Annotated in this window: 13 protein-coding genes; 12 read left to right on the plus strand and 1 reads right to left on the minus strand. The window is 65.3% G+C overall.

What is annotated here, in order from left to right:
• Window positions 1–217: 217 nt before the first annotated feature.
• The gene (locus B6S44_RS01485; protein WP_129155025.1) at window positions 218–1,132 is read right to left on the minus strand and encodes a LysR family transcriptional regulator; all 915 of its coding nucleotides are present in this window, start codon (window positions 1,130–1,132) and stop codon (window positions 218–220) included.
• Between the two features lie 111 nt (window positions 1,133–1,243).
• Here B6S44_RS01485 and B6S44_RS01490 point away from each other — a divergent pair, with 111 nt between their 5' ends.
• The 12 genes from B6S44_RS01490 (at window position 1,244) to B6S44_RS01545 (ending at window position 12,854) form a co-directional block, all read left to right on the plus strand.
• Window positions 1,244–2,419 carry a muconate/chloromuconate family cycloisomerase gene (locus tag B6S44_RS01490; protein ID WP_282568161.1) on the plus strand — a complete coding sequence of 392 codons (1,176 nt, stop codon included), beginning with the start codon at window positions 1,244–1,246 and terminating at the stop codon, window positions 2,417–2,419.
• Between the two features lie 4 nt (window positions 2,420–2,423).
• Complete coding sequence (catC, locus tag B6S44_RS01495) at window positions 2,424–2,714, plus strand: muconolactone Delta-isomerase (RefSeq protein ID WP_129155026.1); 291 nt, start codon at window positions 2,424–2,426, stop codon at window positions 2,712–2,714.
• 59 nt (window positions 2,715–2,773) lie between these two features.
• A complete protein-coding gene (catA, locus tag B6S44_RS01500) occupies window positions 2,774–3,703 on the plus strand; it encodes a catechol 1,2-dioxygenase (RefSeq protein WP_129155027.1) in 930 nt (309 codons plus the stop codon).
• Between the two features lie 75 nt (window positions 3,704–3,778).
• On the plus strand, window positions 3,779–5,155 hold the full coding sequence (gene benA / locus B6S44_RS01505) for a benzoate 1,2-dioxygenase large subunit (protein ID WP_129155028.1): 1,377 nt from the start codon (window positions 3,779–3,781) through the stop codon (window positions 5,153–5,155).
• Between the two features lie 53 nt (window positions 5,156–5,208).
• The gene (gene benB / locus B6S44_RS01510; RefSeq protein ID WP_129155029.1) at window positions 5,209–5,733 is read left to right on the plus strand and encodes a benzoate 1,2-dioxygenase small subunit; all 525 of its coding nucleotides are present in this window, start codon (window positions 5,209–5,211) and stop codon (window positions 5,731–5,733) included.
• 117 nt (window positions 5,734–5,850) lie between these two features.
• Window positions 5,851–6,861, plus strand: coding sequence for a benzoate 1,2-dioxygenase electron transfer component BenC (gene benC, locus B6S44_RS01515; RefSeq protein WP_129155030.1), 1,011 nt, complete (start codon window positions 5,851–5,853; stop codon window positions 6,859–6,861).
• A complete protein-coding gene (gene benD, locus B6S44_RS01520) occupies window positions 6,858–7,646 on the plus strand; it encodes a benzoate diol dehydrogenase BenD (RefSeq protein ID WP_465246075.1) in 789 nt (262 codons plus the stop codon). Before benC ends, benD begins: the two co-directional genes overlap by 4 nt.
• 540 nt (window positions 7,647–8,186) lie before the next feature.
• Window positions 8,187–9,401 (plus strand): ABC transporter substrate-binding protein, encoded by a 1,215-nt coding sequence (locus B6S44_RS01525; RefSeq protein WP_129155031.1) that lies wholly within the window; start codon window positions 8,187–8,189, stop codon window positions 9,399–9,401.
• An 83-nt stretch (window positions 9,402–9,484) separates the two neighbouring features.
• Complete coding sequence (locus B6S44_RS01530; protein WP_129155032.1) at window positions 9,485–10,351, plus strand: branched-chain amino acid ABC transporter permease; 867 nt, start codon at window positions 9,485–9,487, stop codon at window positions 10,349–10,351.
• Between the two features lie 10 nt (window positions 10,352–10,361).
• The gene (locus B6S44_RS01535) at window positions 10,362–11,393 is read left to right on the plus strand and encodes a branched-chain amino acid ABC transporter permease (protein WP_129155033.1); all 1,032 of its coding nucleotides are present in this window, start codon (window positions 10,362–10,364) and stop codon (window positions 11,391–11,393) included.
• On the plus strand, window positions 11,386–12,147 hold the full coding sequence (locus B6S44_RS01540; RefSeq protein WP_129155034.1) for an ABC transporter ATP-binding protein: 762 nt from the start codon (window positions 11,386–11,388) through the stop codon (window positions 12,145–12,147). The genes B6S44_RS01535 and B6S44_RS01540 overlap by 8 nt, the downstream gene beginning before the upstream one ends.
• Window positions 12,144–12,854, plus strand: a complete 711-nt coding sequence (locus B6S44_RS01545) for an ABC transporter ATP-binding protein (RefSeq protein ID WP_129155035.1) — start codon at window positions 12,144–12,146, stop codon at window positions 12,852–12,854. The genes B6S44_RS01540 and B6S44_RS01545 overlap by 4 nt, the downstream gene beginning before the upstream one ends.
• Window positions 12,855–12,895 lie beyond the last annotated feature (41 nt).

Below are 12,895 nucleotides of genomic sequence, written 5' to 3' on the forward strand. Positions count from 1 at the left end.
TCTGTCCTGGCCGGGACGCCCGACATGACACCGGATTTCGGACCTCGTCGAGAGCACATTTCTGGCAGCTACGTTAGAAGACACTCGCGTCGAGCAACACAATTTTTTGAATCTATATTGATACCCAGACCGCATAATCAGCTCGTCCGGGCATTGAACCAGAAATCAACATCGTGCGCCCGGCAGCGAGATTTACTGCTTGGCCGGCGCCAAGGTGTTACGTGTCGTTCTTGTTCTTGACCGACTGGTTCCACTCATCGAATTCGCGCACCAGCTTGGTCAGCGCCGCGAGCAGAGCGGAATTGTCGTTCTTGCGGTGGCTCATGATGATCGGCGTCATCATGCGTGGTTCATCGAGATCGATGTAACGGATATCGTCGCGGCCGAGGCGTCTTACCGAGGCCGGAACGAGGCAGACTCCGCCACCCGAGGCCACCAGGCCGAGCGCCGTCTGCACCTCCTTCGCCTCCATGCCGATGGTCGGCTCGACACCGGCATCGCGATAGAATGACAGGACCTGATCGGCATAGCTCGGCCGCGGCGTTTTCGGGTAGAGGATCAGCGGCTCGCCGGCGGTCTGCCTGAGCCTAATCTTGCCCTCGCTGGCCGCCAGCTTGTGGCCGAGCGGGACGGCGAGGCACAGTGTTTCCTCGCGAATGACCCGGCGCGTGATCCGCTCGTCGTCGAAACGCAGGCGGCCGAAGCCGACATCGATGCGGCCGTCCTTGAGCGCAGCGACCTGCTCCATTGTGGTCAGCTCGACCAGTTGCACTTCCGCTCCCGGCGCGATGATGCGGAAGCGCCGGATCAACTCGGGCAGCGCGTCGTAGAGCGTCGAGGCGACGAAGCCGATATTGAACTGCAAAACCATGCCTTTGGAGATCCGCTGCGTCATCGCGCGCATCTCGTCGATCCGCTGCAGGATCTGGCGACTTTGCTCGAAAAGGTATCGACCCGGTTCGGTCAGGGTGATCGGGCGGCCCCGGTCCAGTAATCTGACGCCCAGTTCCTCCTCGAGCTGCTGGACCTGACGGCTCAGCGGCGGCTGGGCGATATTGAGCTTTTCTGCGGCGCGGCTGAACGAGCCTTCCGCCGCGACGGTGGTGAAGTAGCGCAGATGGCGCAGCTCCATGCTCGTTTCCCCGGCGAGGCCGTCGATACCTCCTGGGTATGAAAATAGACACAATCAATCCTGTGCAGCAAGCGGGGCGAATTCTATCGTCGGTCCATCTCAGCAAGGGCCGTGACCTTGACGATTGCAGCCACCCGGATAGAGCAGGTCGAGACGTTTCTGGTCGATCTTCCGACCATTCGTCCGCACCAGCTGTCGATGACGACGATGCAGGGCCAGACCCTGATGATCGTCAGGATCGGTACCTCCGACGGCATCGTCGGCGTCGGCGAGGGGACGACCATCGGCGGGCTCGCCTACGGACCCGAGAGTCCGGAGGGCATGAAGCTCGCGATCGACACCTATTTCACGCCGATCCTGCTGCAGAGCGACCCCAATCGCATCGGCTTGACGATGGCTGCGATTGCCAAGGCCATTCAGGGCAACAATTTCGCCAAGAGCGCGGTTGAGACTGCCCTGCTCGATGCCTTGGGCAAGCGCACCGGCCTGGCGGTTTCGGAGCTTCTCGGCGGGCGCTTCCATGGCCGTTTGCCCGTCGCCTGGACGCTGGCGAGCGGCGACACCAGCCGCGATATCGCCGAAGCGGAGCAGATGCTCGAGCGGCGCCGGCACAACATCTTCAAGCTCAAGATCGGCCGTGGCGATCCGCGCGAGGACATCGCCCATGTGGCAGCGATCAAGCAGGCCTTGGGCGGCCGCGCCAGTGTCCGCGTCGACATCAATCAGGCCTGGAGCGAGACGACCGCCTCGGCTTGCCTGCCGATGCTGGCCGACGCCGGCGTCGATCTGATCGAGCAGCCGATCGCGCTGAAGAACCTCAAGGGGATGGCGCGCTTGGCGCGCGAGACCTCGGTCGCGATCATGGCCGACGAGGCGCTGAACGGCCCCGAGACGGCGTTCCAGATCGCCTCGCTCGCCGCCGCGGACGTGTTTGCCCTGAAGATCGAGCAGTCGGGCGGACTCTACGCCGGCGCCAAGGTGGCGGCGATCGCCGAAGCCGCCGGGATCGGCCTTTATGGCGGCACGATGCTGGAGGGCGCGGTCGGGACGATCGCGTCTGCCCAGCTCTTCTCGACGATCGCAAAGCTGGAATGGGGCACCGAGCTGTTCGGGCCGCTGCTGCTGACCGAGGAAATCCTCGAGGAGCCGCTGGACTACAGCGAATTCAGTCTCGGCGTTCCCACCGGGCCGGGCCTCGGCATCGCGCTCGACGAGGCGCGCATCGCGCGCTTCCGCCGTGACCGTGCCGAACGCTCGGTCCATCTCGTGCTGAAGACGGGGAGCTGACGGGATGCTGTTCCATGTCGAGATGGAGGTTCGGCTGCCGCATGACATGCCCGCGGAGAAGGCCGACGCGTTAAAGAAGACCGAGCGCGAGCGCGCCCACGAATTGCAGGCGTCCGGCGCCTGGCGCCATCTCTGGCGCGTCGCCGGCCGCTACGCCAATGTCAGCGTTTTCGACGTCTCGGGCGCCGAGGAGCTTCACCAGATCTTGTCGACGCTGCCGCTCTTCCCCTTCATGGCGATCAGCGTGACCCCGCTCTGCCGCCATCCCTCCTCGATCCGCGAGGATGACCGCTAGCCGTTCTACCCATTCAAGCCGGCCGCCAAAGATGGCCGCTTCAACACGAGGGAAACGCCATGCCTGCCAATCTGATCTCGAAGACCGACATGAAGGCGCTCGCCGCGAAGGCGGCCGGCCTCGACCAACCCGGCGGCGATCCGCGCGTCAAGGAGGTCGTGAACCGGCTGCTCTATCGACTGATGCAGGTCATTGACGAACTCGACGTCTCGATGGACGAGTTCTGGGCCGGCGTCGGCTATCTGGGAGAGGCGGCCAAGGCGAACGAGCTCGGCCTCGTCGTGCCAGGCATCGCGCTGGAGCATTTCCTTGATCTTCGCCTTGACGAGGCCGAGCGCCTGGCCGGTCTCGACGGCGGCACGGCCCGCACGATCGAGGGGCCGCTCTATATCTCCGACGCGCCGCTGTGCAAGCACGAGGCGCGTCTCGACGACGGCACCGACGACGGCGAGATCCTGTTTATGGAAGGGCAGGTGTTCGACACCAAGGGCCGCCCGGTTCCCGGCGCAATCGTCGATGTCTGGCACGCCAATTCCTTCGGCTTCTATTCGTTCTTCGGGCCGCCGCAGTCGCCCTACAATCTGCGCCGCCGGATCGAGACCGACGCCGAGGGCCGCTACCGCTTCCGCTCGATCATGCCCTCCGGCTATGGCTGCCCGCCGGGCTCCAACACCGAGAAGCTCCTGGCGATGATGGGCCGCCATGGCCAGCGCCCGGCCCACATCCATTTCTTCGTCACCGCCGATGGCTACCGGCAGTTGACGACGCAGATCAACATCGACGGCGACAAGTATCTCCACGACGATTTCGCCTTCGGCACGCGCGACGATCTCATCCCGCCGGTCGAGCGTGTCACCAATGCGGCCGAGATTCACAAGGCCGGGCTCAACAAGCCGTTCGCCCGCATCGAATTCGACTTCAAGATGACCCGCGAGCAGGCCGGCGCACCGAGCACCATCGTGCGCCGCGAGCACGCCGTCGCCGCCTGAGCGAAATCGAGAACGGCAAGGTCGCGCCAGCGACGCGGCCTTGCTGCAACAAGATCAAGACGGGGAGTTGGAACCATGCTGGATGCCGTGATCACCCGACTGGAATCCTCCGTCGAGGATAATCGTGAGACGGGCAGCTTTCGCTGCCGGCGCGACATCTTCACCGATCCCGAGCTGTTCGAGCTGGAGATGAAGCATATCTGGGAGGGCAACTGGGTCTATCTCGCTCATGAGAGCCAGATCGCGAACAACAACGACTACCTGACCAGCTTTATCGGCCGGCAGCCGATCGTGATCAGCCGGGATCGCCAGGGCCAGTTGCACGCCTTCCTGAACGCCTGCTCGCATCGCGGCGCCATGATCTGCCGGCACAAGCGCGGCAACAAGTCGACCTATACCTGCCCGTTCCATGGCTGGACCTTCAACAATACCGGCAAGCTGCTGAAGGCGAAGGATCCCGACGGAGCCGGCTATCCCGAGACCTTCAACAAGAACGGCTCGCATGATCTCACCAGGCTCGCCCGCTTCGACAACTATCGCGGCTTTCTGTTCGGCAGCCTGAACCCGGATGTGAAGCCGCTGCCGGAGCATCTCGGCGAAGCCGCCAAGATCATCGACCTGATCGTCGACCAGTCGCCGGACGGGCTCGAGGTCCTGCGCGGCTCCTCCTCCTATATCTATGACGGCAACTGGAAGCTGCAGACCGAGAACGGCGCGGACGGCTATCACGTCTCCTCCGTGCACTGGAACTACGCCGCCACCACCAATCAGCGCAAGGCGGCGGTCGCCGCTGCCGCGGGCAAGGACGATGTCCGCGCCATGGACGCCGGCGGCTGGGCCAAGAAGGGCGGCGGCTTCTACTCCTTCGAGAACGGCCACCTCCTGCTCTGGACCAACTGGTCGAACCCGGAGGATCGCCCGCTCTATGAGCGCCGGGCCTCGCTGGTCGAGCAGTTCGGCGCGCCGCGTGCCGACTGGATGATCGAGAAGAGCCGCAATCTCTGCCTCTATCCGAACGTCTATCTGATGGACCAGTTCTCGTCGCAGATCCGGATGTACCGGCCGATCTCGGTCGACAAGACCGAGGTGACGATCTACTGCATCGCGCCCAAGGGCGAGAGCGCCGAAGCGCGCGCCCATCGCATCCGGCAATACGAGGACTTCTTCAACGCCTCCGGCATGGCGACGCCGGACGATCTCGAGGAATTCCGCTCCTGCCAGATCGGCTACGGCGCCCGGAGCGCGGTCTGGAACGACCTCTCGCGCGGCGCCACCCATTGGATCGAAGGCGCAGACGCCGATGCGCAGGTCATCGGTCTCGAACCCCTGCTATCGGGCGCCAAGACCGAGGATGAGGGCTTGTTCGTGGTCCAGCATCGCTACTGGAAGGACGCGCTGGTCGCCGCGCTGCGCAAGGAAGCCGAAGCCGGTTTGCGGCAGGCGGCCGAGTGAGGCCCTGACGCCGCGGCCCGCTTATCCAAGAAAAACGACAAGGGAGGATCGCCATGTCCGCCATGCTGAAGACCGTCGCCAAGACCAGGGTCGTGACGATCGAGGAGGTCCAGGCCTTCCTCTATGCCGAGGCGCGTGCGCTTGATGATCGCGACTGGGACACCTGGCTCGCCTGTTACGCGCCGCAGGCGACGTTCCACATGCCGGCCTGGGACGATGACGACACGCTGACCGAGGATCCGCAGAAGGAGATCTCCCTGATCTACTACGGCTCGAAGCAAGGGCTCGAGGATCGCGTCTTCCGCATCAGGACCGAGCGCTCGAGCGCGACCTCGCTGCCGGAGCCGCGCACCTCGCACAACATCTCGAATGTCGAGATCGTCGAACAGGGCGAAGGCCATGCGGAGATCCGGTTCAACTGGCTGAATCTGAGCTTCCGCTACAAGACGACCGATAGCTATTTCGGCACGTCCTACTACACGCTCGACACATCCGGTGACGGGTTCAAGATCACGGCCAAGAAGGTCGTTCTGAAGAACGACTACATCCACCACGTGGTGGATATCTATCATATCTGACCACAATCCCCGGGCGGCCGGGGCGCTACGCCTTCAGGGCGGACGCCTTTGCGCGGGTCTATGGAGGCAGCGCGTCACGGGTCGATGGACCGGCGGAGCCGCTGCTGGAGGACGATCATGACGCATCGCATCGCCTTGAATTTCGAGGATGGGGTCACCCGCTTCATCGAGGCGCGCCCGGACGAGCTCGTCGCCGACGCCGCTTATCGCCTGGGCCTCAATATCCCGATGGATTGCCGCGACGGCGCCTGCGGCACCTGCAAATGCCATTGCGAATCCGGCCGCTACACGCTCGGCAGCTTTATCGACGACGCGATGACCGATGAGGAGGCCGAGCAGGGCTATGTCCTGACCTGTCAGATGAAGGCGCAATCGGACTGCGTCATCAACATCCCGGCCTCGTCTTCGCTCTGCAAGGTCAAGCCGTCGTCGCTGCCGGCGACAGTCGCCGAGATCCGCCAGCTCTCCCTGTCGACGATCGGTTTTTCTCTCGCGGTCGCGGGCGAGCCGCTGTCCTACCTGCCCGGCCAATATGTCAACGTCTCCGTCCCGGGCACGACCCAGACGCGATCCTATTCCTTCTCCTCGATGTCGCGGGACGGGGCGGTCGAGTTTCTCGTCCGCAATATTCCCGGTGGGCTGATGTCGAGCTATCTCGCAAAGCGCGCTGCGCCGGGCGACGGCCTCACCATCACCGGGCCGGTCGGCAGCTTCTATCTGCGCGAGGTCAAGCGGCCGCTGCTGTTCCTGGCCGGCGGCACCGGGCTCGCGCCGTTCCTCGCCATGCTCGACGAGTTGAAGAACATCGGCAGCGACCAGCCGATCCACATGATCTACGGCGTCACCAGCGACGCCGATCTCGTCGAGACCGACAAGCTGACGGCCTTCGCGGCGCAGATCGCCGGCTTCACCTATTCGACGATCGTGGCCGATCCTGCGAGCGGCCACGACCGCAAGGGCTATGTCACGAACCATATGCCGGACGCCGTGCTGCATGGCGGCGATGTCGACCTCTATCTCTGCGGTCCGCCGCCGATGGTCGATGCCGTCCGCACGCATCTTGCGGAGCGCGGCGTCGTGCCGAAGAGCTTCCATTTCGAGAAGTTCTCGCCGTCGGAGGGCAAATGATGGCCCCGGCCATGCGGTTTTCCCGCAAGAGCATGGTCGTGACCGGCGCCGCCCAGGGCATCGGCCGGCAGGTCGCGATCGAGGCGGCGGCCGAGGGCGCCAGGCTGACGCTCGTCGACCGCTCGCCTCTCGTCGAGCAGGTCGCGAGCGAGATCCGCGACGGCGGCGGCGAGGCGATCGGCATCGTCGCCGATCTCGAGAGTTGGGACGCCAATGTCGAGGTCATGGCGGCGGCCAGCCGGACCTATCGCGCGATCGACGTCCTCGTTACCAATGTCGGCGGCGCGATCTGGATGAAACCCTTCCAGCATTTCGACGAGAAGCAGATCGTCGCGGAAATTCAGCGCTCGCTCTTCACGACGCTCTGGGGCTGCCGGGCCGTGCTGCCCCATATGCTCGAACAGGGGCGCGGCGCCATCGTCAACGTCTCATCAATCGCGACCAAGGGCGTCAACCGCGTGCCCTATTCGGCCGCAAAGGGCGGGGTCAACGGGCTGACCGCGGCGCTGGCCTTCGAACTCGGAACCAAAAATATCCGGGTCAATGCGGTCGCGCCGGGCGGCACGACCGCGCCGCCGCGCCAGGTGCCGCGCAACACCGAGACGCAGGGCGCGCAGGACAAGGCCTGGGTTCAGGAGGTCGTCGACCAGACCGTCGAATCCAGCCACATGAAACGCTACGGGCTGCTGCGCGAGATGTCGGCGGCCATCCTGTTCCTCGCCTCGGACGCCGCTTCCTACATCACCGGCACGGTGCTGCCGGTCGGCGGCGGCGACCAGGGCTGAAGAGCGCCGTCATGAGGCTATCGCGATCACGGACTCCGGTGCCGGGGAGCCCGGCTGCCAAGCCTATACGGCGTCCGGCGCGCCCGCAGAGGCGGCGTCGATCTTTCACGCACAGAGCATAGTGCATTCAGATTGAATCGAGGGACGGGCCATCCCGGACAAGCGGCGAAGCCGCGCCGATCCGGGATCCATGCCGGAACCTTCCCGACATGGGGTCAGGCATGGATCCCGAGTCTCTCTGTGGTCGCCCGGGACGACCCCGGACATCAGCCTTCAAGCAAGCTGCCTGACGATACTTATGCGCCATAAATACAACCTGACGCCTGCTCCAACATCCGGCAGGCGCAGGGCCTTTGCGGAGTTGGCGAAGCGGCTATACCCGCAAGGTATCAAAATACACTCAATCGATCCTGTCCTTACCGAGTGGGCCTCCCTAGCGTGACGGTCGGGAAGAAACGCTTGCCGCACGAGGAGCGCCGGTCATGCCGGACGCCCCTCCCGGTGGCGAAAAACGCGCAACAGTCGCTGGAGGAGAGTTTCATGTCGCAATCGATCGTTTCGTCGCGCCCGCTTGATCGCCGTCGCTTCCTGATGGGGTCGGCCGGTGCCCTGGCTGCCGGCGCCGCGTTCCGGTTTCCGACGCCGGCGATCGCGCAGCCCGCGCCGCTCAAGGTCGGCTTCATGCTGCCCTATTCGGGCACCTTCGCGAAGCTTGGCAAATTCATCGATGACGGCTTCCGCCTCTATGTCGAGCAGCAGGGCGGCTCGCTCGGCGGCCGTCCGATCCAGTTCGTCCAGGTCGACGACGAATCCAAGCCCGAGAGCGCGACCGACAACATGAATCGCCTCGTCGGCCGCGAGAAGGTCGATGTCGTGGTCGGAACCGTGCATTCCGGCGTCGCCATGGCGATGGTCAAGGTTGCCCGCGACACCAACACCATGCTGATCATCCCCAATGCCGGCGTGAACGAGGCCACCGGCCCCCTCTGCGCGCCCAATATCTTCCGGACCTCGTTCTCGAACTGGCAGGTCTGCGAGCCGATGGGCAAGGTGATGTTCGACGAGGGCCGGCGCAACGTGGTGACGATCACCTGGCGCTACGCTGCCGGCCAACAGATGGTCGGCGCCTTCGCCGAGGGCTTCACCAAGGCCGGCGGCAAGGTCGTCGAGGAGCTGGCGCTGCCCTTCCCGGAGGTCGAGTTCCAGGCCCTGATCACCCGCATCGCGACGCTGAAGCCCGACGCCGTCTTCGCCTTCTTCGCGGGCGGCGGCGCCGTGAAGTTCGTCAAGGACTATGCCGCGGCCGGCCTCAACAAGTCCGTTCCGCTCTATGGCGCGGGCTTCCTGACCGATGGCACGATCCCGGCACAGGGCGAGGCTGCCAACGGCATCAAGACGACGCTGCATTACGCCGACAATCTCGACAACGCCGCAAACAAATCCTTCCTGACCGCCTTCAAGGCGAAGACCGGGCAGGACGGCGATATCTATGCGGTGCAGGGTTTCGATGCGGCTGCGCTGATGGCGGCGGGACTTTCCGCCACGAAGGGAGATTGGGGCGCACGAGCGCAGGTCGCCGCGGCCATGCAGGCGGCTAAATTTGACAGCCCGCGCGGCCCTCTGAGCTTCAGCAAGGCGAACAATCCCGTCCAGAACGTCTATCTGCGCGAGGTCCGCAACGGCCGCAACGAGCTCGTCTCGGTCGCCGGTCAGGCTGTGAGCGATCCGGCGCGCGGCTGCCGCGCTCAGAGCTGAGTGCCGCCGCCAACCGGGGGAGGGCGCGCGCTGAACCTCCCGCACGCGCGCCCTCCGACTTTTTTTCCCCAAGGAGCATCGCCATGGATGCGATAACCTTCGCCGTTCAGCTTCTGAATGGCGTCCAGTACGGCCTTGTGCTGTTTCTCGTGGCGAGCGGCCTGACGCTGGTCTTCGGCATCCTCGGCGTCATCAACCTCGCCCACGGCGCGTTCTACATGCTCGGCGCCTATCTCGCCTGGGCAATCGCGTCCTATACCGGCAGCTTCGCGCTGGCGCTGGTCGGAGCGCTGGCGATCTCGTTCGCGCTCGGCGTCGCGCTCGAAGAGGTCTTCGTCAAACGCATGATCGGGCGCGACCATCTCGCCCAGGTGCTGCTGAGCTTCGGGCTGATCCTCGTGATCGACGAGCTCCGCCAGATCCTGTTCGGCAAGGACGTTCACTCGGTCGCGCCGCCCTCCTGGCTGCAGGGCTCGATCCAGCTCACCGAGGTGTTGTCCTATCCGGTCTACCGGATCGCGCTCTGCCTGGTGTGCCTCGTGCTGGCGGTGGCGATTTTCTACGTCATCCAGCGCACGCGGCTCGGCATGATCATCCGAGCCGGCGCCGAGAATCGCGACATGACACGTTGCCTCGGTATCCCGTTCGATCTGGTCAATCGCTATGTCTTCGCCGGCGGGATCGCGCTCGCCGGCCTTGGTGGGATTCTCGTCGCGCCGATCTCCACCGTCTTCCCCGGCATGGGCGACGGCATGCTGATCCTCTCCTTCGTAGTGGTCGTTCTGGGCGGCATCGGCTCCGTCACCGGCGCGGCGATCGGCGCGCTGCTGATCGGCCTCACCGACACCTTCGGCAAGGTCTTCTTCCCGCAGGTCTCATCGATCCTGATCTATGTGCTGATGGCCGGCGTGTTGCTCTGGCGGCCGAACGGCTTGCTCGGCAAGGCGTGAGGAGGCTGCAATGATCCGATCCGCAACACCCGTGACCATGATCGCCATCGCCGCCGCTTTGGCCTTGGCGCTGGCGCTGCCGGTGATCGCGCCGGGCTACTACGTCCAGTTTGCCTCGAAGGCGATGCTGATGGGGATGCTGGCGCTCTCGCTGAACCTGATCGTCGGCTTCGGCGGGCTGGTCAGCCTGTGCCATGGCGCCTTCTTCGGGCTTGCCGGCTACATGCTGGGCTTCCTGACGCCGGACAGCGGCGGCGCCTCGCTCTGGCTGTCCCTGCCGGTCGCGCTTCTGACCGTCGCGGCGGTCGCCGCGATCATCGGCGCGCTGTCGCTACGCACGCGCGGCATCTACTTCATCATGGTCACGCTCGCCTTCGGCGAGATGCTCTTCTACCTCTTCCACGACACCAGGATCGGCGGCGGTTCGGATGGCATGTATATCTATTTCAAGCCAGAGATCGCGATCGCCGGCTCGGCCCTGCTCGATCTGGAGAAGTCGAATACCTTCTTTTACGTCGCGCTGGCCTGCCTCGTCGGCACGGCGCTGCTGATCCGGGGGCTCGTCCGCTCGCCGTTCGGCCATGCGCTGGTCGCCGCGCGGGATAACGAGCGCCGGGCGCTCTCGCTGGGCTTTCCCGTCTTCCGCCTTCGCCTCGCCGCCTTCGTGATCTCGGCGATGATCGCGGGTCTCGCCGGCTATTTCTCGGCGGCGCAGTTCGGCTTCGTCGCGCCGCAGCTGCTCGGCTGGCATCTCAGCGCGACGATGCTGGTCATGGTCGTGCTCGGCGGCATGAGCTCGATCCTGGGTCCGCTCGTCGGCGCGCTCGCCCTGATCGGTCTGGAGGAGGTGCTGAAATCCTCCTTCGAGCATTGGAAGCTGATCAAGGGCCTCATCATCATCGGGCTGGTCTTCGCGCTGCCGGGCGGGCTGCAGCAGCTTGCTGCCATGCTCCAGACAGGATCCTCGCAGGTGCCCGACCTTGGCGCCGACGTCGCCGAACCCGTCCCCGCGCCGGCCGGAGAGGCGCGCAGCCATGTCTGAGATCCTGCTCAAGGCGACGGCGCTGGAAAAGCGCTATGGCGGTCTGAAGGCTGTGTCGGGCGTCTCGATCGACGTCCATCGCGACGAGGTCCACGCCGTCATCGGCCCCAATGGCGCGGGCAAGTCGACGCTCATCAACCTGCTCTCCGGGGACGTCTCCGTCAGCGCCGGTGCCGTGATGCTCGGCGAGCGCGACATCACCAATCTCGCGCCGGATCGGCGCGCCCGCGCTGGCCTCGGCCGCTCCTACCAGAAGACGACGATCTTCCAGAATTCCACCGTGTTCGAGAATGTGCGCCTCGCTGCCCAGGCGCATGGCGGCCAGGCGCTGCGGCTATTCGGCAGCGTCGTCAGAGACAGCAACGTCAACGCTCGCGCCGATAGCGCGATCGCCGAGGTCGGCCTCGCGCGCCGCGCCAGCACTATCGCGAAGCTGATGAGCCATGGCGAGCAGCGGCAGCTCGAAATCGCCATGGTGCTCGCGACGGAGCCGAAGCTCATCCTTCTCGACGAGCCGCTCGCGGGGATGGGCCAAGCCGAGGCCTCCAGCATGATCGCGCTGATCGGCCGCCTGAAGTTCGGGCGCGCCATCCTGCTGGTGGAGCACGACATGGACGCCGTCTTCGCGCTGGCGGACCGGCTGACGGTCATGGCGGACGGCGCGGTGATCGCGGCCGGTTCGCCCGGGCATGTCCGCAACCATCCGGCCGTCCGTTCCGCCTATCTCGGCCACGATCATGGAGCGGCGGCATGAACGCGCTGTTGTCCGTTTCGGACCTGAGGAGCTTCTACGGTGCCAGCCAGGTCCTGCACGGGGTCGACCTCGTGGTCAGGCCCGGCGAGCAGATCGCCCTGATCGGGCGCAACGGCATGGGCAAGACGACCCTGCTGAAGTCGATCGTCGGGCTCCTGGCCGATCGGCGCGGGCAGATCAGCTTCGCGGGATCCGACACCTGCGGCGCGAGGCCGGAAGACATCGCCGGCAAGGGCATGGCCTATGTGCCGGAAGGGCGCGGCGTCTTCGGCTCGCTCTCGGTGGTCGAGAATCTGCTGATGGCGGCGCGCGCCGGCGTCTCCGGCTCCCGGCGCTGGACGATCGAGCGCGTCTTCGAGGCCTTCCCGCGCCTGCATCAACGGCGTGGCAATGGCGGGCACCAGCTCTCGGGCGGCGAGCAGCAGATGCTCTCGATCGGGCGCGCCCTGATGACCAATCCCGACCTCATCCTGCTCGACGAGGCGACAGAAGGGCTGGCCCCGCTGATCGCGCAGGAAATCTGGCGGACGCTCGGCGTGATCCGCTCGGAAGGCATCGCGACGATCGTGGTCGACAAGGACTTCCGCGCCCTCGCCAAGGTCGCCGACCGCATGGTGATCATGGCGAAGGGCGAAATCGCCTTCGACGGTAGCCCTGGCGACCTTCTGGCCGATCCTGCCATTCTGGAACGGAATCTGGGCATCTGACGGCGCACGCGCCCGAGCCCCCAGGGCTGCCACCCGGCGAT

This window comes from Allobosea sp. Tri-44, from assembly GCF_004123845.1.
Taxonomy (GTDB): domain Bacteria; phylum Pseudomonadota; class Alphaproteobacteria; order Rhizobiales; family Beijerinckiaceae; genus Allobosea.